The sequence below is a fragment of the Streptococcus sp. ELY_86 genome (assembly GCF_058314495.1).
On record NZ_JBZFUK010000002.1, the window covers coordinates 162,631 to 183,905 of the forward strand.

Here is a 21,275-nt window from a genome sequence, read left to right on the forward strand (position 1 = left end):
TTTGCCCTCTCTCTTTTTGATTTTCTTTTGTAGCTGCCACTGTGGAGTTTTCCTGCCCTTAGCCATACAGGGTTTTTAAACAGCTGTTATTGTATACTGTCCCACTCTGTGATAGCCTGGGCGTTGATGCTGCCGTTTGACGCAATCTCATGCTTGGTCAGGAGTCCTTCTTGTTCCAGGCGTGAATTGATATCATGACCGTATTGGACTTCTTTAACATATTTAAGATTGATTTTTTTAGGAATATGGTGTTTTAAAAATTCGAAGTCAAGCACATCATACATCCATTCCAAATAGCGGCTGTTGTTGACATGCCCATTGATATCAAGGTCAAAATAGCGGACATGGTACAGTGTGCTGTCTGCATTTTCCAGCGGTCTGTACCTAGGACCCCGCAGAATTTTTCGAATTTTTTCCGATCCGTAAGGCGTAATAAGTTCCTCCGGAACATCATGAACCTTGCGCGTATCATAGTCCATGAGAACAAAGGTGGAAAGAATATCTATAATCTTTTCACCCTGAGCATCGAAAAGTCTGAATTTTCGGTAGCAAAAATAGCGGTTGTAAGAAATCGGTTCGGTTTCAATTTCCACGGTTTCTCCAAACTGAGGCAGCCGTTTAATGGTTATTTCGTGCTCGGAAACAACCCAGACCAGATTATAGTCTTCAAGCAGCCGCTCATCGCCGATGCCTAACTCTACAGACTGGCTGCTTGCAATCTGCAAAGCAACCGATAAGATATGCGGGAGCTTAACATGATGGTTGACATCGCATTCATAAAAAGGTATTTGATAACGTGTTTTGTATTTTTTTCCCATGATTTTACTCCAAAATAAATTTTTCAGCGACCGTATCCCCTAAAAAGAGGCCTTTTTCAGTCATCCTAATCCTGTCTTTATCTGCTGTAATCAAGCCGTTTGCTTCTAAATCACGAAGAGCCGGACCGTAAACTTCCTCAAGCGGCCGACCAAATTTTTCTTCAAAGCGCTTGACAGAAACACCTGATTTCTTGCGCAGGCCCAGAAAAAGTTCTTCTTCCATTTTTTCGGACTGACTCAGTCTTTCCTCCTGCAATCTGGCATGTCCGTCTTCCTTGATGGCCTTTAAATAATGCTGAATAGGTCCGCGGTTCCGATAGCGGACACCATTGATATAACCTGAAGCACCGGCACCGCAGCCAAAATATTCGACATTGTCCCAGTACATGAGATTGTGGCGGCTTTCAAAGCCGGGCTTGGTAAAATTGGAAATTTCATAATGGTCAAAGCCGTTATTTTCAAGTTCTTTAATAATGTACTCAAACATTTCGGCTTCTAAATCTTCTGTCGGCAAGTTCAGCTTGCCGCGGCGCATTTTATTCATAAAAACAGTATGGTGTTCCAAAATCAAACTGTAAAGACTGAGATGAGGAATATCCAAGGCCAGAGCCTTAGCAACATTTTCTCTGACATCGGCCATGGTTTGATTGGGCAGGGCATAGATCAGATCAATCGAAATATTGTCAAAGCCTGCCTTTTTCAGACTGTCAATGCTGTCATAAATCTGCGCCTCATTGTGCCCTCGGCCAATTTGTTTGAGATGTTTATCATTAAAAGTCTGCACCCCCAAAGACACACGGTTGACCGCTGATTGCTCCAAAACTGCTATCTTATCCGGAGTCAGATCACCAGGGTTAGCCTCAATGGTAAATTCTTCCAGCATGTCTAAATTAAGATTTTTGGACAAATGGCTCAGCAAATAATCCAGCTGCTCTGCTGAAATGGCTGTCGGTGTACCGCCGCCGATATAAAGGGTTCGCAAATCCTTAATTTGATAATAATCGTTAAATTCTTTAATCAAAGCTTGCAGATAAGCATCAACAGGCTGATTTTGGATAAAAACTTTTGAAAAATCACAATAGTAACAAATCTGTGTGCAAAACGGAATATGCACATAAGCTGATCTTGGTTTTGAATACATGATATTATTTTACCACTTTTAGTTTAAAATAGCAGAAAATCCTAATTTTTACAGCAGCGACTTGACAAAATAAAGTAGACAGTGTAAACTTATTTCAAAAAAGTAGACACTGACTACTTTTTGGAAACCACAAAGAAACAAAGCAGAAAAAAATAACGACCGAATCAGAAATAATTGCTGCCTTTGTCAGATTAAGGAGATTTTACCATGAAGCGAAATACTGCAGAACTCAAAGAAAAACTGATCCAAACCGGTATGGCTGAGATAAAAAAACACGGCATTGACAGACTCTCTTTACGGACAGTAGCCAAGACTTGCGGGGTGACTCACGCCACCCCCTACCGCCATTTTAAAAGTAAAGAAGACTACCTGAGGGTCGTTTTAAAGCGTCTTTCTGCTTTTCTCAGTCAGGAGATGCAGCAAGGACTTCAGCAAGAGACATCTGCCCGCAGTCAGCTGGCAAAGATAGGCTTTAATTTCATTGCTTTTGCCCAGACCTATCCGTATTTTTTCGAGGCTCTCTTTGTCAAATTCCCCTTTAAATATATGGAAGTCACTCAGGAAACTATCGTGACCTATTATGATTTGCCGGGATTTGACCTTTTCAAAAGCATCGTTAAAAAGGTTCGCAAAGAAGAAAACTTTTCAAACAGTGAAACGGAAACCCTTTTTCATTTTTGGAGCTTTATTTCAGGCTTAGCGATTTTGACCAAGAGCCCGATTGGCGCGGACTTAGATAATAAGGCCATTCAAACAACCATCAATCACATGCTTGATATCTATATCAAAGGAGAACGCTCATGAATACCTTAATCGTTTATGCACACCCCAACCCTAAAAGTTTCAATGCTGAAATTCTCAAAACGGTTCAGACTAACCTCTCCAAGGCTCATACAGTTAAAACCATTGACTTGTATGCTGAAGCGTTTGATCCGCTGCTGCGATTCGACGAGCAGCATAAACGCCGCGATTTAGATAAGGTCGCTGAAATGGAAAACTATCGCCAATCTGTCACTTGGGCGGACCAGCTGATTTTTATTTTTCCAATCTGGTGGAGCGGCATGCCGGCTATTCTCAAAGGATTTATTGATCGGGTCTTTGTCAGCGGTTTTGCCTATTCCTATAAAAAAACAGGACTTGCAGGCCATTTAAAGGGAAAATCTGCCTGGATTATTACGACTCACAATACACCGGCCTTAATTACTCCTTTTGCTCAGGATTACGGAAAGGTCTTAAAACGTCAAATTTTAAAATCCTGCGGTATTTGGCCAGTGAAACTAACCCAGTTAACCCCTGTCGAAAAAATATCTGCTGGCAAACGTCAGAAACTGCTGGACAAGATTGCTCAGACAGCATGCAGCATATAATTTGAATCAAAGAAGGGACCGAAATTATTTCTCGATCCCTTTTAATTTGTCAGCTCTAAGCCTTGTTGCTTAGAATATCAAGCTGTAAGCATCTTCCAAGTAGGAAACAATTGTTCCTAGGAATTCAGCAGCAGGTGCACCGTCTAAAACTTGATGGTCAAAGGTCAAGCTAAGCGGCAGGTATTGTTTTTCGACTACTTGTCCTTCTTCATCTAAAGCAAGAGCTTTTTGAATAGTACCGACACCCAAGATAGCCACTTCCGGCGTGTTCAAAATTGGGGTAAAGTATTCAACGCCCTGACCGCCAAGACTGGTGATACTGAATGTTGAGCCAGAATAAAGTGAAGCATCTAAAGTTCCCTTTCTGGCCTGTGCTGCCTGTTCTTTAATAGTCCGTCCCAAATCCGACAAGGTCCGCTTGTCTGCATTATGGATAACCGGCACTACTAAACCATCGCTTAAAGCAGTCGCTATACCAATGTGAATTTCCGACTGCAGCTGGTACTGTCCGTCAGCATACCAGGCATTAGCTTCTGGGTGATCCCGCAAAGCTTTAGTAACTGCCTTGGTTAAGAGTGTTGTGATTCCGATTTCGCCGTTTTCCAACGGTTCCTTAACCTTAGACTGGATATCTTTTCGGAAAGCCAGCAAAGATGTTATATCTGCCTTACGGTGAATGGTTAACTGCGCACCTGTCTGCAGACTCTTCATCATGCGCTCAGCGATAACTTTGCGCATACCTGTCAAACCAGCTCCGTATTCAGCAGACACTGGAGCTGCTGCCTTGACAGCGGCAGGCTGAGCAGCTGGAACACTTGCCGGATTAAAGGCTTCAACATCCCGCCGTGTAATTCGGCCATTACCGCCTGTTCCTTTAATAGAGGAAATATCCAAACCTTTTTCCGCAGCAATTTTACGTGCCAGAGGTGTAATAAAGATTCGTCCGCCTTCGTGCTTAACAGCTACCGCAGCCGGAGCTGCTTCTGTCGCTTCAGCTGCGGTTGAGGAAGTGCTGCTTTCTTCTGCTGTCAGATCCGGTTCAGGCTCTGTACTTTCTGCATCGGGAACAGCTTCACCTTCTTGGCCTACCCAGGCAATGACTTGCTTGCAAGGGACAGTTTCCCCTTCGTCTTTGAGAATCTTTAAAATGACACCGGCTGCCGGAGCTTCAACTTCACTTGTTAATTTTTCAGAACTGATTTCCAATACAGGATCGCCCATAGCAACGGTGTCGCCTTCTTTGACGAGCCACTGATTAATCAGTCCTTCTGACATCGTTAAACCTAATTTAGGCATCACAATTTCTGTTGCCATATTATCCCCCCTTCTAGGCCTTCAAGTCATCAATTAATTCAGCTGCTTCTTCAATGACACGGTCTGCATTAGGGATGTATAGCTGTTCAAGGTTGGTGGCAAATGGCACCGGCACATTTGGTGCACAGACACATTTGATTGGGCCGTCTAAGTAGTCAAATGCTTTATCATTAACCACAGAAGCAATATCTGTCGCGGTGTTGTTATGCGGATTGGATTCATCCACAACAATCAAGCGTCCGGTCTTTTTAACTGATTCGATGACTGTTTCCTGATCCCAAGGCGCAACAGTTCTCAAGTCAATAACTTCAACAGAAATACCATCTTGTGCCAAGCGATCAGCCACTTCATAGGCTACATAGAGCATCTTGCCGATCGTTACAATAGTCAAATCACTGCCTTCGCGGCGAACAGCAGCCTTTCCGATTGGAACCGTATAATATTCTTCCGGAACTTCGCCTTTTAATCCATAGAGGGTCTTGTCTTCTGAAAAGATGACAATGTTGTTGTCCTCAATAGATGAAAGAAGGAGACCTTTAGCATCATAAGGTGTTGCCGGAACAACAACCTTAAGGCCCGGAATCGAACCAAAAATACCATAGTAGGTGCCTGAGTGCTGAGCTGCTGCTGAAGCTCCTGCTCCGTGCATGGTTCTTACAGTCATAGGCACCTTGGCCTTACCGCCAAACATGTAGCGTACTTTAGAGCCTTGACCGATAAGAGCATCAAAACAAAAGCCCAGGAAATCATTGAACATGAGCTCAGGAATCGGACGTAAGCCCGTCAGAGCCATGCCGACAGCTGCTGACATGTAGCCGTGTTCTGAAAGAGGAGTGTCAATGACACGGTCACGGCCGTATTTAGGCATAAGTCCCATCGTAACGCCCATAACGCCGCCCCAAGCTTCTTCATTTTGTTCTTCCAAACGTCTAACTTCGACACCGCCTGCGATATCTTCACCAAGTAAAACGACTGTGTCATCTTTGGCCATTGCCATATCAAGCGCTTCGTTAATTGCTTTCATAAATAACAGTTCTCTAGCCATTTCTAACCTCCTTCATTTACTCAGCAAATACATCTTCAAGCAGGGATTCCGGAGCAGGAATCGGACTGTCTTGGGCGTATTGAATAGCCTCTTCGACATCTTTTTTGGATTCTTCCAGAATTTCATCCAATTCTTCTTCTGTCAGCAAATCGTGTTCAATCACATGATCGCGGAAGACTTCCAAAGGATCAACATCTGCCCATTCCTTTTCTTCACCCTCAAGTGCCTTGTATTTTTGCTCATCACCTTCAAAGTGACCGTAATTACGGTAAGTAACAGCTTCGATAAGAGTCGGTCCTTCACCTCTTCTAGCCCGTTCAACTGCTTCTTTAGCCACTTGGTAAACAGCAAAGAGGTCTTTACCGTTAACCCGGATACCCGGCATGTCGTAAGCCAGAGCTCTTTCAGCAATTGTTGGAGATGCGGATGAATACCACTGAGGTGTTGATTCAGCAAAGAAATTGTTTTCATTGACAAAGATGACAGGCAGTTTCCAAATAGACGCCATGTTCAGGCATTCGTGAAACAGCCCTTCATTAGCAGCACCGTCACCGAAAAAGCAGACAGCGACATTGTCGGTTTTGAGATACTTGTTGCGCATAGCTGCTCCGGTTGCCAGGCCGAAACCGCCGCCAACCATGCCGTTGGCACCTAAAATGCCCTTATCGATGTCCGCAATGTGCATGGAGCCGCCCTTGCCTTTGCCAAGACCGGTCGCCTTACCGAAAATTTCAGCCATCATGCCTTTCAGATCGCCGCCCTTAGCCACACAGTGGCCGTGACCGCGGTGAGTACTGGTAATGTAATCTTTGTCTGTCAGATTGGCACAGACCCCTGTAGCAACTGCTTCTTCACCTGCATAAAGGTGAACAAAGCCCGGAATTTGTCCTGCTGCAAAAAAGCGGCGGGCATTTTCTTCAAAATTCCGGATATCCCACATGGTCTTGTACATGGCCTTAGCCTTTTCTTTTGAAACTTCCTCAGCTTCAATGTCCGTTGCTGTATGAACCTTCAGGTCAACAAGTTCTGAAACAGATGTATTGCTTCTGGTTCTCGTTAATTCTTGTGGTAAATCTTTATAGTTTGGCATTCTGCTTCCCTCCTATGTTAAAGTCTTTACTGAACAATTCGTTTAGCAACTTCCTGTATCAGTTCTGAAATAGTTGGGTGAGCAAAGACAGTGTCAACAACTTGATCCAAGGTTCCCTCTGCCTGCCTCAGTAAAATCAGCTGCTGCAGTAAATCTGTTGCGTGCTCGCCAACAATAACAGCTCCTAATAATTGGTGGTACCTCCTTTCTGAAATGATTTTGACAAATCCGTCTGATTCAGCTGCTGCCAGAGCCCGGCCGTTGAAAGAAAACGGCAGCTGCTCAGTCTGAACATCGTAGCCTTGTTTTTTAGCTTCTTCTTCACTGAGTCCAAAAGAAGCTACTTCCGGGCTTGTATAAAGCGAACGAGGCACTCCTAAAGCATCAACAGGCTCTTCTGCCTTTCGGCAAATAGCCTTGACTGCCTTGATACCTTCCATGCTGGCAACATGAGCCAGCATATAACTTTCTGTCAGATCACCAATAGCGTAGACATGGGGAATTGATGTTTCATAGTAGTCATCAACCTTGATGAATCCTCGCTCTGTTAAAGCGACACCCATTTCCTGAGCCAGTTTTGTGTTTGGTTTTCGTCCTGTCGCCACCAATAATTGGTCAAACTCCTGAGCACCGCCGTCTTCCAAGACCACCGCCTGTTTTGTTACTTCTTTTATTACTGCGCCTTCAAAAATACGCACTCCTAATGCCTTTAACTTATTTCTGATAATGCTGCGGGCAGCTTCATCTTCTGTTAAGAGAATTTGCGGTGCTACTTCAATAACCGTAACGTCCACGCCCAGCGGTTTCATGGCAAAAGCCAATTCAATAGCAATAACGCCGCCGCCAATAATGACAAACTTCTCAGGCAGAACCTTTAGATCGAAAAAGGTATCTGTTGTCAGATAAGCTGCCGAGTCAATCCCCTTAATGGGCGGGATAAAAGGATAGCTTCCAGTTGCCAGAATAACATCTTTTCCGGAAATTTTTTCGCCATTGACAATAAAGGTCTTATCCTTATCAAATATCGCCTCACCTTCATAGTAATCGATTTTCAGTGTTTTAAAAGTTGCATGGATCCCGCCCTGCAGGGCAGAAACAACCTGATCTTTGCGATGGACCAGTTTTTCAAAGTCAATGCCTTCAAGATTAGCTGAGATTCCGTGCTTTGCGGCCTCTTTCATTGACAAAAGCCAATGGCTGTGCTGAAGATAGGCTTTCGAGGGAATACAGCCAACATTCAGACATGACCCGCCAATCGACTTCTTTTCAACAACGGCAACTTTTTTGCCAAGCCTGGCAGCTTCTTCAGCAGCCACATAGCCGCCAGGTCCGGCACCAATAATTAAAACATCGTATTTAGCCAAAATATCACGCTCCTTTCTCCTAAAACCAAAGGGCATTAGATACTGTTGCTGAAAACGCTTTCTATAACTTGATTGTAGTACTTTCCATAAGGAATTTCAAGCAAAAAAAGTTTGTGAAATTTATTTTTTATCATAATTTTTTAAAAGAAAAAACCACCGGTTAAGGTGGTTTTATCAAGCGATTTCCCAATAAATTATTTTCCAAAAAATCAAAAAATTAGTGAAACATTAAAAACTAAGAAAAGCTAAAGGAAAGCTTCCCATCTTTGAGCGAGACCTTGGCAAAAAGGTCTTTTTTAGAGTCTGTCTGGTTCTTAATAATATGCAGAGCAAGCGGATTTTCCAGTTCCTGCATGATTGTTCTCTGTATGGGACGGGCACCAAAGGCCACATCAAATCCTTTTTCTGCCAAAAATGAATAGACAGCTTCTGTCAGCTCAAGATGGACAGCCTTATCCAAGAGACGTTTCTGCAGATCAGCGACCATGACTTTAACTACACCAATCATATTTTCTGCAGAGAGTGCGTTAAAGACAACGGTCTCATCGATCCGATTGAGAAATTCAGGCCTGAAACTATGATTTAACTCCTCTAAAACTTCTTGCCGAATGTCATCAGTCAGATGGCCATAGTCATGCAGACTCTGCAAGATCTTAGATGATCCGATATTGCTGGTCATGATCAGAATCGTATTTTTAAAGTCAATGGTCCGCCCCTTGGAATCAGTCAAGCGGCCTTCATCAAGAACCTGCAAAAGCGTGTTAAAAACATCCGGATGAGCTTTTTCAATCTCATCAAGAAGAACGATGGAATACAGCCGCTGGCGGACAGCTTCTGTCAGCTGGCCGCCCTCCTCATAGCCGACATAGCCCGGAGGCGGTCCGACCAAACGGGCAACGGCATGCTTTTCCATATATTCAGACATGTCCAGACGCACCATTTCAAGTTCACTGCCAAAAAGGACTTCGGCCAAGCGCTTGGCTAAGGCAGTCTTTCCGACACCTGTCGGACCAAGAAAAAGGAATGAGCCGATCGGCCGTTTAGGATTTTGAATCCCGGCACGCGAACGAATAATAGCTTGTGATACCTTTTGAACAGCCTGATTTTGGCCGATGATTTTTTCATGCAGCAAATCTTCTAAGTGCAAGAGTCGGTCACGCTCGTTTTCCATAACACCTTGTACTTTAATACCGGTCAAGCGCTCAACAATGGCCGCAATATCTTCTCTCGTGACTGAAATGTCAATCATTGATGTTTGAGACAGGCGCTCCTGCTCCAAGTCTTTGATAATCTGATGCTGCTTGGCAATTTTACTGTCTTTTAACTCAACGTACTCAGCAATCTGATTGTTTTCTAAGGCACGGTCAGCTTGATCTTCCAATTCTGCCAGTTTCAAATGAATGTCCTGTTCCTGATCCAAAAGCTGACGCTCATTTTGCCACTGTGCCAACAAAGCGTTTTGTTGATCTTCCAATTTTGCCAAACGATCTGTTAACGGGTCTGTTTCTTCGGCATCCGCCAAGCGCAGGAGATGAATCTTCTGGGAAACAATCTGTACGGACAGATCATCGATTTGCTTAGGATAGGCTCTGGCAGCAATTTGTTTGACCGCACAGGCTTCATCTATCAAATCCAAAGCCTTATCCGGCAAAAAACGATCAGAAATGTAACGTTTGGACAGTGATACTGCTGCTTCGAGCGTGTCGTCTGCAAGCCTGACCCCGTGAAAATTTTCATAGATCGGCTGCAGGCCCTTCAAAATGTCCATGGTCTGCTCTGTATCCGGTTCATGGATCAGAATCCTTTGAAAACGTCTTTCCAGAGCCTTGTCATATTCAATGCTCTCCCGATATTCCGCATAGGTCGTTGATCCTAAAATCCGAATATCACCTCTTGCCAGAAGCGGCTTTAAAATGCTGGCGGCATCAACCGAGCCTTCTGTCCGCCCGGCACTGACAATGGAGTGGATCTCATCCACAAAAAGAATAATTTTACCTTCTGAAGCTACAACTTCATTTAAGAGAGCCTTGAAACGCTCTTCAAATTCACCTCTGTATTTGGTTCCTGCTAGCAGTGCCCCCATATCAAGGCTGTAAATCAATTTTCCTTGAAGATTTTTAGGAACCTGATTTTTGACCAAACGCTGGACAAAGCCTTCCATAACAGCTGTCTTACCGACACCCGGATGTCCTACCAAAACGGCATTGTTTTTAGTTTTCCGTGACAAAATCCGGATGATGTCATTGATTTCATCCTGGCGGCCGATAATTTTATTCACATGGCCATCAATAATACGCTGATTAAGATTAGCAGCGTATTTCTCCAAAGCGTCATAGACATCCTCCTGACTGGAAGAGATAGCAGGCTTCCCTTTTCGCATCTTGTTCATTTTTTGATAGACCCTATCTTTGGTTAGACCATGCTCCAGTAAAAAAACGGTGATTGGATTGCGCTGCTGGTTAAAAAGCGCCAAAATGAGGTGTTCTGCAGTCACCACCTGATCACCTAAATCCGTCATCTCTTCTTGGGCATCGTCCAAGAGATTTTTCAGACGCTGACTGTACAGGCGCGCATAGCTGCTTTTTTCAGTACTTGAAAGAGCAGGGATTTTGGCAACTTCTTGGTCAATCACTTTAAGCAGCTGACGGCCGCTTATTCCTACAGATTCGTAAAACTGAAAGCCAAACTGCTCCGGCTGTACGAAAGCTGACCATAAGTGGGGAATATCCACCTGATAATTACGGTGGGAAACAGCCAGCTCTTTGGCCTCTGCCAAAGAATCCTCAACCAGCTGAGTCATTTTATCTGCCATAAAATCACCCTTTCACATTTATTAAACGCTTACATTTTCCAGTTTACTTTAGTATAGCACAAATTATGCTTTCTGGCATTGATTCAGACAGTACACCGGCAAACAAAAAGGAGCAGAAATAAAGGTATTTCTGACTCCTATGAATTACATTTAGTGTTGACGTGTACAAAGTTTTAAATACCAATTTCTGCTTCGACAACCTTGGCAATCGTGTCGACATAGTAATCAACTTCTTCAGAACTGGGTGCCTCTGCCATGATACGCAAAAGCGGTTCTGTTCCGCTCGGACGAACCAGAATACGCCCGTTGCCGGCCATTTCTGTTTCCATCTTTTCAATTACGTTTGCAATTAAAGGCACATCCATAGCTTTATCTTTCATGCCGTTTTCAACACGAATATTAACCAGTTTTTGCGGGTAAATCGTTACTTCGCCGGCTAATTCAGACAGTGATTTGCCGGTTTCTTTCATGACCTTGGTCAGCTGGATAGCTGTCAGCTGGCCGTCTCCGGTAGTATTGTAATCCATAATAATCACATGACCGGACTGCTCACCGCCCAGATTATAGCCGGAACGGCGCATTTCCTCAACCACATAGCGGTCGCCGACTGCAGTGACTTCCTCATTAATGTTTTCCCGATCCAGCGCCTTGTGAAAACCGATATTTGACATTACTGTTGTAACAATCGTGTTCTTAGCCAGTTTGCCTTTTTCAGAAAGGTACTTGCCGATAATGTACATAATCTTATCACCATCAACAATCTCGCCGTTTTCATCAACAGCAATAAGGCGGTCACTGTCGCCGTCAAAGGCAAGACCAACAGCCGAACCGGATTCTTTAACCAGCTCCTGAAGCTGTTCAGGATGAGTAGAGCCCACGCCATCATTGATATTAAGGCCATCTGGATCATCACCAATGACCGCAATGTCGGCATTTAAATCAAGGAATACTTGACGGGCAGATGAAGAAGCCGCACCGTTAGCGGCATCAATAGCGACTTTCATTCCTTCCAAATCTACACCGGTAGAAACGAGGAATTTCTCATATTTGCGGACACCCTCAGGGTAGTCAATCAGTCTTCCTAAACCGGCAGCACTTGGCCGTGGGAGCCGGTCTTCTTCCGCATCCAAAAGTGCTTCGATTTCCAGTTCGCGGTCATCATCCAGTTTAAAACCATCGCTGCCAAAGAATTTAATGCCGTTGTCCAAGGCCGGATTGTGGCTGGCCGAAATCATAACACCGGCACTGGCTTTTTCGGTGCGAACCAAATAAGACACACCGGGTGTTGCTAAAACTCCCAGCTGATAGACCTCAATACCTGCTGATAAAAGACCCGCAACCAGAGCACTTTCCAGCATCTGACCTGAAATACGTGTATCACGCGCTACAAAAACAGTTGGATTTTCTTTTTCGTGCTGACTGAGCACATAGCCGCCAAAACGGCCGAGTTTAAAGGCTAACTCCGGCGTTAATTCAACATTTGCTTCACCGCGCACACCGTCGGTACCAAAATATTTTCCCATAATTATTTGATGCTAGGCATCTTCCTCCCTTTAATCTAATGTCATTATAATATTATTTTTTCTTAGCTGTCAACTTAACCGCAACTTTATTAGGACTGATCTTAAGATCGCCGGCTGACAGGCCGACTGTCTTGGTCGTATCCTTGGTAACATCGGAAATATTGACTTTGACCTTAATAAAAGAGGTCTTATCCAGCTCTGCCTGTTTGCCGTAAATAACAGCTTCTTTGGTCTGCAGTTCATAGCGAATATCAGACAGATTATGATTTAGCTGACCGGTCAGCTCAACAACAATCGGAACTGTTTTTGACAGCTCTTCCACATCAACATCCAAATCTGTTTTCGTTGGATTAATGATACTTGGCAAAATTTTGCCGCTTTCAGAAACTGCCTGCATGGTTACCATACTGCTGTAATCCTTTGAGAGGATCTGCTCCTCCGGCAGGATAGCCGCCACATGATCAATTTGGTTGATGGTTGCTTCATCACTGGTTACCTCTACTTCAGATACACCGGTTGACACTTTCGCCAGTCTGTAACCGTCTGCAATCTGATTAGCAGTAACCCTTCCTTCAACTCTAAAGGTCTTCGTCTTTTTCTTGCCGACATTCACTGTTATAGTGGTCGGTGAAGATTCCGCACTGACGCCGCTCGGAAGATCTTTCACCTCCAGAGGCACTCTGTTGGTTCCTTCCCTGGCATTGGATAAATCAGCTACTACCTTAAAATGTCTGGTGTCACCGTTGATTTCGGAGTCTAATTTGACGCGATTGGTTGATGTCAGGTAGACTTCTGTATCATAAGAATAACCGCTGATAAAGTATTTATTGCTGTCATACTTGATATCAATAGGAACGTTTTCCAAGGTATGACTGTATGTCTGCAGGAGACCGTTTGTTTTATTCCTTGAATTATAATTAACAGAACTTGCTGTCAAAAACAGCAAGATGGCAAAGAAGATTGAAACAAGAGGCAGCCAGAGGCGTTTGGTAGAAATTCGTTTAAACATGATGTTGACCTCCGAAGAATTGTTTCAGACGATTCTTTTTCTTGGGTTCTTCTTTGATAAAATGATCACGCAGCAAAACTTCAAAAGCATCGATAGACAGGTCGTGGACAAAATCGCCTTTATAAGCAATGGATATAGCTCCTGTTTCCTCAGAAACGACAAAAGTAAAGGCATCAGAGTTTTCAGAAAGTCCGATAGCCGCCCGGTGTCTTGTCCCAAATTCCTTGGAAATATGGCTGGACTCTGAAAGAGGCAGATAAGCACAGGAAGCCGCAATCTTATTGTCTTGAACAATAACAGCTCCATCATGCAAGGGCGTATTGGGAATGAAAATATTAATCAGCAGCTCTCCTGAAACATCTGCATCCAAGGGAATTCCCGTCGCAATATATTCCTGCAGGGTCTGCGTCTCTTCAACAGCTACCAAGGCTCCAATCTTTCGCGGGCTCATATAAGCAACAGCTTTGACAAACGCATTGACCAGCTTTTCTTCATCGCTGAGCTGCTGTCTTTGAATAAGTGACTGGGGTGTCCGGCCAAAACGTTCCAGCCCCGAGCGGATTTCCGGAGCAAAGATAATAACACCGGCGATGACCCCGTAAGTAATCACCTGATTCATCAAAAAAGCTATCGTCGTAAGTCCCAGAAATTCTGCAATAAATTTAAAAAGGACAAATAAGACAACCCCTTGGACTAAAGCCATGACCTTCGTTCCGGCCAGAGCCTTGATAAATCTGTAAATCAGCCACGATACAATGGCAATATCAAGGACGTGAATAAAAATTTTCAGCGGACTGTCAAACAGACTGGTCCAAAAATTGGCATCAACATCAAATAAAGTATTCATACAACTCTCTCTTTTAGTAAAAACTAGCTCAATACATGCTTTATCATTATATCACTTTTCAAGCGATTTTTCTGTATCTCAAACTCTTTTTTTATGATAAAATGGTCTTATGACTCTTAAAACACAATTAGGCATTGTTGCCGGCAAAACAGCCCATTTTGTTCTCAGTAGATTAGGGCGCGGCTCCACTTTACCGGGGAAAATTGCCCTTCAATGCGATAAAGATATTTTAAATACTTTGGCTAAGGATTATGAAATTGTCGTTGTCACCGGCACCAACGGCAAAACCCTGACCACTGCCCTGACAGTCGGTATCCTCAAGGAAGCCTACGGCGAAGTGCTGACAAATCCCAGCGGTGCCAATATGATTACAGGCATCACAGCGACCTTTTTAACAGCCAAAAAGAGCAAAAGCGGTAAAAAGATTGCAGTCTTGGAGATTGACGAGGCCAGCCTCCCTAAGATTACAGAATACCTGACACCCAGTCTTTTCGTTTTCACTAACATCTTTCGTGACCAGATGGACCGCTACGGAGAAATCTATACAACGTATCAGATGATTTTAGACGGTGCAGCTAAAGCCCCTGAAGCTGTTATCTTGGCTAACGGAGACAGCCCGCTCTTTCATTCTGTCAAAACGGTCAATCCTATGCGCTACTACGGCTTTGATATTGACAAGCACGATGCTGAGCTGGCTCACTACAATACCGAAGGTATTCTTTGTCCCAACTGTCAGCATATCTTACAGTACCACTTCAATACCTATGCTAATCTGGGGGATTATAGCTGCCAGAACTGCGGCTTTAAGCGGCCCCAGCTGGACTATGCCCTGACGGATTTGACTAAAATCACCAATACAGCTTCTGAATTCATCATTGATCAGCACAGCTATAAGATTAATGTCGGCGGCCTTTATAATATTTACAATGCTCTGGCTGCTGTTGCTGTCGCCGAATTTTTCGGGGTTGAACCTGAAAAAATTAAGGCCGGTTTTGAGAAGAGCCGCGCTGTCTTTGGCCGCCAGGAAACCTTCAAAATCGGCAATAAATCCTGTACGCTGATTCTCATCAAAAATCCTGTCGGTGCCAGCCAGGCGCTTGATATGATTAAATTGGCTCCTTATCCTTTCACTTTGTCTGTGCTTCTCAATGCCAATTATGCTGACGGCATTGATACCAGCTGGATTTGGGATGCCAATTTTGAAAGCATCTTGGATATGGATATTCCTGAAATCTTCACAGGCGGTATCCGCCATTCAGAAATCGCCAGACGCCTGCGGGTAACAGGATATGACGAGGAAAAGATTCATCAGGCCCCAAAATTAGAGGACATTATGACCATGATTGAACAGCAAGAAACAGACCATGCCTATATTCTTGCGACCTATACGGCTATGCTGGAATTTCGCAGTCTCTTAGCAAGCAGACACGCTGTCGGAAAGGAGATGAACTAATGGTTTATACATCTTTGCAGTCTCCTGACAGGCCTGATTATCGCTATCAGCTCAGAGTTGCCCATCTCTATGGCAATCTGCTCAACACATACGGCGATAACGGCAATGTGCTGATGCTCAAATATGTCGGTGAAAAATTAAAAGCGCAAATGACCTTTGATATTGTCTCACTGGAAGATCCCTTTAATGAAGAAGACTATGACATGATTTTCTTTGGCGGCGGACAGGATTATGAACAGTCTATCGTTGCCAGAGACCTGCCCGGAAAAAAAGATGCCATCAGCCGCTTTATTGACAAAGGCGGCGTCGGTCTGGCAATCTGCGGCGGATTTCAGCTGCTTGGGCAGTACTACATCCAAGCTGATGGGAAAAAAATTGATGGTATCGGTGTTATGGGGCATTACACGCTCAATCAGGATAACAACCGCTATATCGGTGATATTAAAATCCACAACGACGAATTCGATGAAACCTATTATGGTTTTGAAAATCATCAGGGCCGGACATTTTTGGCTGAAGATGAAAAACCTCTGGGCAAAGTGATTTACGGCAATGGCAATAATAAGGAAGACGCAACCGAAGGAGTTCATTATAAAAACATCTTCGGTTCCTACTTTCACGGTCCCTTGCTTTCACGCAATGCCAATCTTGCCTACCGCTTAGTCACTACTGCTTTAAAAAACAAATACGGCCAAGACATCAGTCTGCCCAGCTATCAAGACATTCTCAGTCTTGAAGTCGCCGAAGAATACGGTGATGTCAAAAGCAAGGCAGAATTTGAGAACTAGCAAACAGTAAAAAGTGCAGCAAAATCAATTTCTCTTAGGAATATTTGATTTCACTGCACTTTTTTCATGCCATTGCTTGTCTTTGGACTGTTCAAAAAGCAGCGGAGCTCTTACGGACTCAGTTTGCTAGAGCTGAATACGGTAGAAACTCCCGTAGCCACAAGCCCATACTTTTAACTGGCGATCTTTTTTGCCGGCGGAGATTTTCTGCTCTTTAACTGCTGATCTCTTCTGCCTTTTCAGATAATTCTGCCCACTCTTCCATAAGCTCCTCCTGCTGAAGCGCTAACTGGTCTATCTCTTTTTGCAGTTCCATAAGCCGGTTGGCATCGTTAGTTGCTGCCATCTGTTCACTGACAGTGTTTTGCTGATTTTCAAGCTGTTCTATCATTTTCTCTGCTTCTTCCAGCCGGCGGAGCACTTTTCTTAACTCTTTTTGACCGGCCTTTTGGCTGTGGTAGTCTTGGGCGGCAGCGGATGCTGAAGATGATGCCGGTGCTTGCTCTTCAGCCCTGGCTGCTTCTTCTGATTTCTTTTCTAAATAATAATCATAATCTCCCAGATAAAGTTTAGAGCCGTTTTTTGAAATTTCCAAAATCTTAGTTGCCACTCGGTTGATGAAATAGCGGTCATGACTGACAAAGACCAGGGTGCCGTCAAAATCAATCAGAGCATTTTCAAGAACTTCCTTGCTGTCAATATCCAGATGGTTGGTCGGTTCGTCCAAAACCAAGAAATTATTGTCTTCCATGGATAATCTAGCCAGCAGCAGGCGGGCCTTTTCGCCGCCCGACAGCATAGAGACCGTCTTTTGAACATCATCACCGGAAAACAGAAAAGCTCCCAAGCGGTTTCTGATGTCTGCTTCCGGACTTGTCGGAAACGCAGACCAAAGTTCTTCTAAGACGGTATTGCGATCTGTCAGATTGGACTGCGTCTGGTCGTAATAACCCAGCAGAACATTAGCACCATATTTGATGTCGCCCTTAATAAGAGGAACTGTCCCAAGAATTGATTTTATCAGGGTTGTTTTGCCGATACCGTTAGGGCCGACAACAGCTATGGCGTCATACTTGCTGACTTCCATATTAATAGGAGCAGACAAAATCTCACCCTCATAGCCAATCGCTCCATCGGTAACTTTTAGAACTTCCCTGCCGGAAGGCTTGCTCGCTTTAAAAGTCATATGCGCTTTTTTAGCATTGCTGTCGGGTTTGTCCAGGCGCTCCATTTTTTCCAGCTGCTTACGCCGCGACTGTGCACGCTTGGTCGTTGACGCACGGACAATATTGCGCTGAACAAAATCTTCTAATTTGGCAATCTCTTTTTGCTGCTTTTCAAACAGCTTTTCCTCAGCCAACAGTTTCTGAGCTTTTTGTTCCATGAAACTGGAATAATTGCCCACATAACGATCCAGCGAATGCTTAGTTAAATCAAGCGTCACGGTTGCCGTTTTGTCCAAGAAATAACGGTCGTGGCTGACAATAATCAGCGCCCCCTGATAATGGGCCAGATAATTTTCCAGCCAGGCGATGGTTTCAATATCCAGATGATTGGTCGGCTCATCCAGAACCAGAAGTTCAGGCTTTTCCAAAAGCATCTTGGCTAGGGCCAAACGTGTATTCTGACCGCCTGACAAATCTGAAATTTTCATTTGCCACATGGACTCATCAAATTGGAAAGCATTTAAAATAGTACGAATATCACTCTCGTAAGTAAAACCGCCTCGGATTCTGAAATCTTCAGACAGCTTATCATAAGTCTGCATAAGATCTTCCAATGCAGAGCCTGTCAGCTCTCCCATTTTCAATTCCAGCTGGCGCAGCCGCTTTTCATCCTGACGCAGATTATCAAAAACGTGGAGCATTTCATCAAAAATGGTCTTTTCCGAATCAAAACGGCTGTCCTGTGCCAAATATGACAAGGACAAGCCCTTCTTTTTATCAACGCTTCCAGAGCTTGCCGCTTCTTCTCCTACCAATATTTTTAAAAGGGTGGACTTTCCTGCACCGTTGCGGCCGACAAGCGCAATGCGGTCACGCTCGTCCACCTGAATAGTGATATTATCAAAGAGCACATCACCGGCAAAAGAGCGCTCAATCTTGTTTCCTTGTAAAATAATCATAGGTCTATTTTATCAAATCTCTGTCAACTAAGCCAGCAGCAATACCAAAAAAAGCGGCTGCTCAGCTCCAGGCACAGCTGCCGGAGTTTAAGTCAAACCGCTTTTTATTATTGGTTATTCTTTGCTGCTTCTCAAGAAAAAATCAGTCTCCCAAAACAGCCATAGTTGTCAAGGCTGAGTCGTAATAGTTGGTTGACGACAGACCATCGATAAAGACTTTCTTTTCCTGCTGATGCAGGCGTTCATATTTATGCTCCAGCTTCTTAGCTGCATAAAAGACAGGTGCGTCAAAGCTGGCAGACTGATGGCCGTCCAAGCGTTTGCCGTTTAGTTTATAGCCTGCATAGATGTTTTTTTGTTTCATAAAGAAATTCATCATCTTTTTGAGCATTTTTTGACTTTGCTTGTCCTTGCTTCTGGCTAAGTTATAAGGCATACGGCAGGCATTGTAATAATAGTCGCCGTCATACTTGCTGGCAACCAAATTCGCTTTGGCCGCCTTGACCTCACCGGACTTACGAACCCACATAAAGTCTGGGAAAAGGCCTGACTTGTGCTGGTCGCTCATTTTTTCCAAGCTATCAAGCATTGAAGCTTTAATCGTCTTCCAAGTGTCATTTTTACTGAAATTGTAGAAAACATCAAACTGTTCCGGCAGAACATCCGACGTTCTGACCAGATCATAATAATCACTTCCCTTGACAGCCCAATTTCCGACAGTCAAAGATTTCGTTTCCGAATTGTAATTGTAGGCTAAAATATCATTTAAAAGGAGCTTAGCCTGCTTCTTATAGGTGTCCGCTTTATCTGACCAGAGTTCAGCAGCCTTGATCAGCGAGTACGCAATATAGAGATCCCCGTCTGTAGCGCTGTTAGACAGATCTTCAATCGATCCGTCTGCTTTGATGTTTTGTTTCCAAGACATCAGCTGCGTACCTGCAGTGCGGTGATCCATGTAATAGCGATAGAGTTTGCTGAATTCGGACTTGCTGTTGACACCTTTTTGAGCCGCCTCAACAGCAATATACATCCCGTAGCCCTGTCCTTCAGAAAGAGCGGTTGTTTCATCTTCGTTTGCTGCCGTCTTAACATAGGCACTTTTACCGTGGGTTACCACGTAGTATTTTGACCATTCGTCATAAACATTTTGCTGCATATCATCAGTGCTCTTAATGCGGATAAGGTAAAACCCTGCAGTCAGTATGGCAAGAAAGAGGATAAACCAAATATATTTTAATTTCTTCTTTTTCACTTCTTTCTCCTTTAGCCTGCAAATCGTTTTGTCTTAACCCATTTCGTTCCGTCACGGCGTAAGATTTTGTCCATGATAACAGAACTGATAGATGAGATAGATACTATGATAAAGAGCTGCGTATAAGTAAAGTAAGACAATAAGGCAATCCAAATCTGTCTAACCGTTGCCTGACCGTACTGAGTGGCCTGTGAAATTGAAATCTGCAGCAGATAGAGCAGAATCATCAAGAACCAGTTGAACAGCAGCAGCTGAGCCATATACACATTATTGGTATCAAAGGCAAAAGGAATTTGCACTCCCGGTTTAAATAAGCCGATAAACAAAGCGATCAGATTAGAGAAGAAAAGAATATCTGACAAAACAATAGCCGCATTAAACCAAAAGAAAGTACAGGTATAATAGAAAACTTCCCATTTTACACGCCAGTTGCCGCGGCCGAAAAGGTGCTTGAAATTGGCAATAACAACTTCATAATTTCCCTTAGCCCAGCGTTTTCGCTGTAAATAGTAAGATTTCAGCGTTTCCGGCTCCTGCTGGAAGGCCTCAGAGTTGTGGGCCAGAGCGATCAGTTTGCCGCTCTGCATAATCTTAAAGGAAATGTCCGTATCTTCTGTCAGCGCACCGTTGCGCCAGCCGCCGATACTCTTAACAAACTCGGTATTGATAATAAAGTTCGTTCCGGGAATCCGGCCGATTTTACCTAAGTGCCACATACCAACGTGCTGAATCCGCTGTGTTACAACGATTTCCTGATTGATACAGCGGGTTAGGAAATTTTGGTTGGCATTGCGCGTCTTATTGCGTCCAAAGGCTGCAACATGACGTTCAGGATCTTCCATGACTTTTTGCACAAGAAAGTACAGAGCATTTCTTTCAGGCATGGCATCGGCATCATAAACACAGATGTAATCTCCTTTAGCCATTTTCAGGGCATCATTTAAAACGCCTGCTTTTCCGCCTGTACCGGTACGGTCAATCAAGGTTAAATCACGGTCGGCATATTGCGGCAGGGCCTTTACCTTTTGCATTTCCTGATAAGTATTATCTTCGCAGTTATCTGCAAAAAGAATAACTTCCAGCTTGTCATGCGGGTAATTCATGTCTAAAATAGCCTTAGCTGTCTGTGCAATAACTACATCTTCATTATGGGCCGGAACAACTACCGTTATCACCGGGTATTCCGGCAACGGGCTGGTATCAACATCAAAGTCACTGTGTTTAAACCAAAAATGAACGGCCGACATAAGGATAATCAAGGCCATCGCCAAGGAAGACCAAATTGAGATTAAACTAATAATCATTAAAATCTGACTAATCATCATCC

The 21,275-nt window shown here is 43.9% G+C and carries 17 protein-coding genes; 4 read left to right on the forward strand and 13 right to left on the reverse strand.

Going from position 1 to position 21,275, the window contains the following annotated elements; all coding sequences use genetic code 11:
• Positions 1 to 86: 86 nt before the first annotated feature.
• Both AC4HAN_RS03815 and hemW read right to left on the reverse strand, forming a co-directional pair.
• A complete protein-coding gene (locus AC4HAN_RS03815; RefSeq protein ID WP_491091272.1) occupies positions 87 to 818 on the reverse strand; it encodes an acyl-ACP thioesterase domain-containing protein in 732 nt (243 codons plus the stop codon).
• 4 nt (positions 819 to 822) lie between these two features.
• Positions 823 to 1,959, reverse strand: coding sequence for a radical SAM family heme chaperone HemW (hemW, locus tag AC4HAN_RS03820; RefSeq protein WP_491091273.1), 1,137 nt, complete (start codon positions 1,957 to 1,959; stop codon positions 823 to 825).
• Positions 1,960 to 2,166: 207 nt separating this feature from the next.
• Here hemW and AC4HAN_RS03825 point away from each other — a divergent pair, with 207 nt between their 5' ends.
• Positions 2,167 to 2,763, forward strand: coding sequence for a TetR/AcrR family transcriptional regulator (locus AC4HAN_RS03825; protein ID WP_491091274.1), 597 nt, complete (start codon positions 2,167 to 2,169; stop codon positions 2,761 to 2,763).
• On the forward strand, positions 2,760 to 3,326 hold the full coding sequence (locus AC4HAN_RS03830) for an NAD(P)H-dependent oxidoreductase (protein ID WP_491091275.1): 567 nt from the start codon (positions 2,760 to 2,762) through the stop codon (positions 3,324 to 3,326). Before AC4HAN_RS03825 ends, AC4HAN_RS03830 begins: the two co-directional genes overlap by 4 nt.
• Positions 3,327 to 3,395: 69 nt before the next feature.
• On the opposite strand, the gene AC4HAN_RS03835 is transcribed toward AC4HAN_RS03830, so the two are convergent.
• From AC4HAN_RS03835 to cdaA, 8 genes are all read right to left on the reverse strand, one after another.
• Complete coding sequence (locus tag AC4HAN_RS03835; protein WP_491091276.1) at positions 3,396 to 4,640, reverse strand: dihydrolipoamide acetyltransferase family protein; 1,245 nt, start codon at positions 4,638 to 4,640, stop codon at positions 3,396 to 3,398.
• A 13-nt stretch (positions 4,641 to 4,653) separates the two neighbouring features.
• On the reverse strand, positions 4,654 to 5,685 hold the full coding sequence (locus AC4HAN_RS03840; protein WP_491091277.1) for an alpha-ketoacid dehydrogenase subunit beta: 1,032 nt from the start codon (positions 5,683 to 5,685) through the stop codon (positions 4,654 to 4,656).
• Between the two features lie 16 nt (positions 5,686 to 5,701).
• The gene (locus tag AC4HAN_RS03845; RefSeq protein ID WP_491091278.1) at positions 5,702 to 6,775 is read right to left on the reverse strand and encodes a thiamine pyrophosphate-dependent dehydrogenase E1 component subunit alpha; all 1,074 of its coding nucleotides are present in this window, start codon (positions 6,773 to 6,775) and stop codon (positions 5,702 to 5,704) included.
• Positions 6,776 to 6,801: 26 nt separating this feature from the next.
• On the reverse strand, positions 6,802 to 8,139 hold the full coding sequence (gene lpdA, locus AC4HAN_RS03850; RefSeq protein WP_491091279.1) for a dihydrolipoyl dehydrogenase: 1,338 nt from the start codon (positions 8,137 to 8,139) through the stop codon (positions 6,802 to 6,804).
• Positions 8,140 to 8,374: 235 nt separating this feature from the next.
• Positions 8,375 to 10,951, reverse strand: coding sequence for an ATP-dependent Clp protease ATP-binding subunit (locus tag AC4HAN_RS03855; RefSeq protein WP_491091280.1), 2,577 nt, complete (start codon positions 10,949 to 10,951; stop codon positions 8,375 to 8,377).
• A 173-nt stretch (positions 10,952 to 11,124) separates the two neighbouring features.
• Positions 11,125 to 12,474: a phosphoglucosamine mutase gene (gene glmM, locus AC4HAN_RS03860; RefSeq protein WP_491091281.1), complete on the reverse strand. Its 1,350-nt coding sequence runs from the start codon at positions 12,472 to 12,474 to the stop codon at positions 11,125 to 11,127.
• 52 nt (positions 12,475 to 12,526) lie between these two features.
• Entirely contained in the window at positions 12,527 to 13,483 is a 957-nt protein-coding gene (locus AC4HAN_RS03865) for a CdaR family protein (RefSeq protein ID WP_491091282.1), read from the reverse strand.
• Positions 13,476 to 14,330 carry a diadenylate cyclase CdaA gene (gene cdaA, locus AC4HAN_RS03870; RefSeq protein ID WP_491091283.1) on the reverse strand — a complete coding sequence of 285 codons (855 nt, stop codon included), beginning with the start codon at positions 14,328 to 14,330 and terminating at the stop codon, positions 13,476 to 13,478. Before cdaA ends, AC4HAN_RS03865 begins: the two co-directional genes overlap by 8 nt.
• Positions 14,331 to 14,439: 109 nt before the next feature.
• On the opposite strand from cdaA, the gene murT reads away from it, so the two are divergent.
• Positions 14,440 to 15,783 (forward strand): lipid II isoglutaminyl synthase subunit MurT, encoded by a 1,344-nt coding sequence (murT, locus tag AC4HAN_RS03875; protein WP_491091284.1) that lies wholly within the window; start codon positions 14,440 to 14,442, stop codon positions 15,781 to 15,783.
• Positions 15,783 to 16,571: a lipid II isoglutaminyl synthase subunit GatD gene (gene gatD, locus AC4HAN_RS03880; RefSeq protein WP_491091285.1), complete on the forward strand. Its 789-nt coding sequence runs from the start codon at positions 15,783 to 15,785 to the stop codon at positions 16,569 to 16,571. Before murT ends, gatD begins: the two co-directional genes overlap by 1 nt.
• 214 nt (positions 16,572 to 16,785) lie before the next feature.
• On the opposite strand, the gene AC4HAN_RS03885 is transcribed toward gatD, so the two are convergent.
• The 3 genes from AC4HAN_RS03885 to AC4HAN_RS03895 form a co-directional block, all read right to left on the reverse strand.
• Entirely contained in the window at positions 16,786 to 18,696 is a 1,911-nt protein-coding gene (locus tag AC4HAN_RS03885; protein ID WP_491091286.1) for an ABC-F family ATP-binding cassette domain-containing protein, read from the reverse strand.
• 142 nt (positions 18,697 to 18,838) lie between these two features.
• Positions 18,839 to 19,948, reverse strand: coding sequence for a family 8 glycosyl hydrolase (locus AC4HAN_RS03890; RefSeq protein WP_491091287.1), 1,110 nt, complete (start codon positions 19,946 to 19,948; stop codon positions 18,839 to 18,841).
• Between the two features lie 11 nt (positions 19,949 to 19,959).
• Positions 19,960 to 21,270, reverse strand: a complete 1,311-nt coding sequence (locus AC4HAN_RS03895; RefSeq protein WP_491091582.1) for a glycosyltransferase family 2 protein — start codon at positions 21,268 to 21,270, stop codon at positions 19,960 to 19,962.
• Positions 21,271 to 21,275 lie beyond the last annotated feature (5 nt).

Excerpts from the sequence above, each read along its gene's own strand:
- AC4HAN_RS03840 (WP_491091277.1), bottom strand. The coding sequence starts at position 5,685 with ATGGCTAGAGAACTGTTATTTATGAAAGCAATTAACGAAGCGCTTGAT.
- AC4HAN_RS03865 (WP_491091282.1), bottom strand. The coding sequence starts at position 13,483 with ATGTTTAAACGAATTTCTACCAAACGCCTCTGGCTGCCTCTTGTTTCA.
- AC4HAN_RS03885 (WP_491091286.1), bottom strand. The coding sequence starts at position 18,696 with ATGATTATTTTACAAGGAAACAAGATTGAGCGCTCTTTTGCCGGTGAT.
- glmM (WP_491091281.1), bottom strand. The coding sequence starts at position 12,474 with ATGGGAAAATATTTTGGTACCGACGGTGTGCGCGGTGAAGCAAATGTT.
- gatD (WP_491091285.1), top strand. The coding sequence starts at position 15,783 with ATGGTTTATACATCTTTGCAGTCTCCTGACAGGCCTGATTATCGCTAT.
- AC4HAN_RS03830 (WP_491091275.1), top strand. The coding sequence starts at position 2,760 with ATGAATACCTTAATCGTTTATGCACACCCCAACCCTAAAAGTTTCAAT.
- AC4HAN_RS03825 (WP_491091274.1), top strand. The coding sequence starts at position 2,167 with ATGAAGCGAAATACTGCAGAACTCAAAGAAAAACTGATCCAAACCGGT.
- AC4HAN_RS03835 (WP_491091276.1), bottom strand. The coding sequence starts at position 4,640 with ATGGCAACAGAAATTGTGATGCCTAAATTAGGTTTAACGATGTCAGAA.
- AC4HAN_RS03895 (WP_491091582.1), bottom strand. The coding sequence starts at position 21,270 with ATGATTAGTCAGATTTTAATGATTATTAGTTTAATCTCAATTTGGTCT.
- hemW (WP_491091273.1), bottom strand. The coding sequence starts at position 1,959 with ATGTATTCAAAACCAAGATCAGCTTATGTGCATATTCCGTTTTGCACA.
- AC4HAN_RS03855 (WP_491091280.1), bottom strand. The coding sequence starts at position 10,951 with ATGGCAGATAAAATGACTCAGCTGGTTGAGGATTCTTTGGCAGAGGCC.
- AC4HAN_RS03815 (WP_491091272.1), bottom strand. The coding sequence starts at position 818 with ATGGGAAAAAAATACAAAACACGTTATCAAATACCTTTTTATGAATGC.
- cdaA (WP_491091283.1), bottom strand. The coding sequence starts at position 14,330 with ATGAATACTTTATTTGATGTTGATGCCAATTTTTGGACCAGTCTGTTT.
- AC4HAN_RS03845 (WP_491091278.1), bottom strand. The coding sequence starts at position 6,775 with ATGCCAAACTATAAAGATTTACCACAAGAATTAACGAGAACCAGAAGC.
- murT (WP_491091284.1), top strand. The coding sequence starts at position 14,440 with ATGACTCTTAAAACACAATTAGGCATTGTTGCCGGCAAAACAGCCCAT.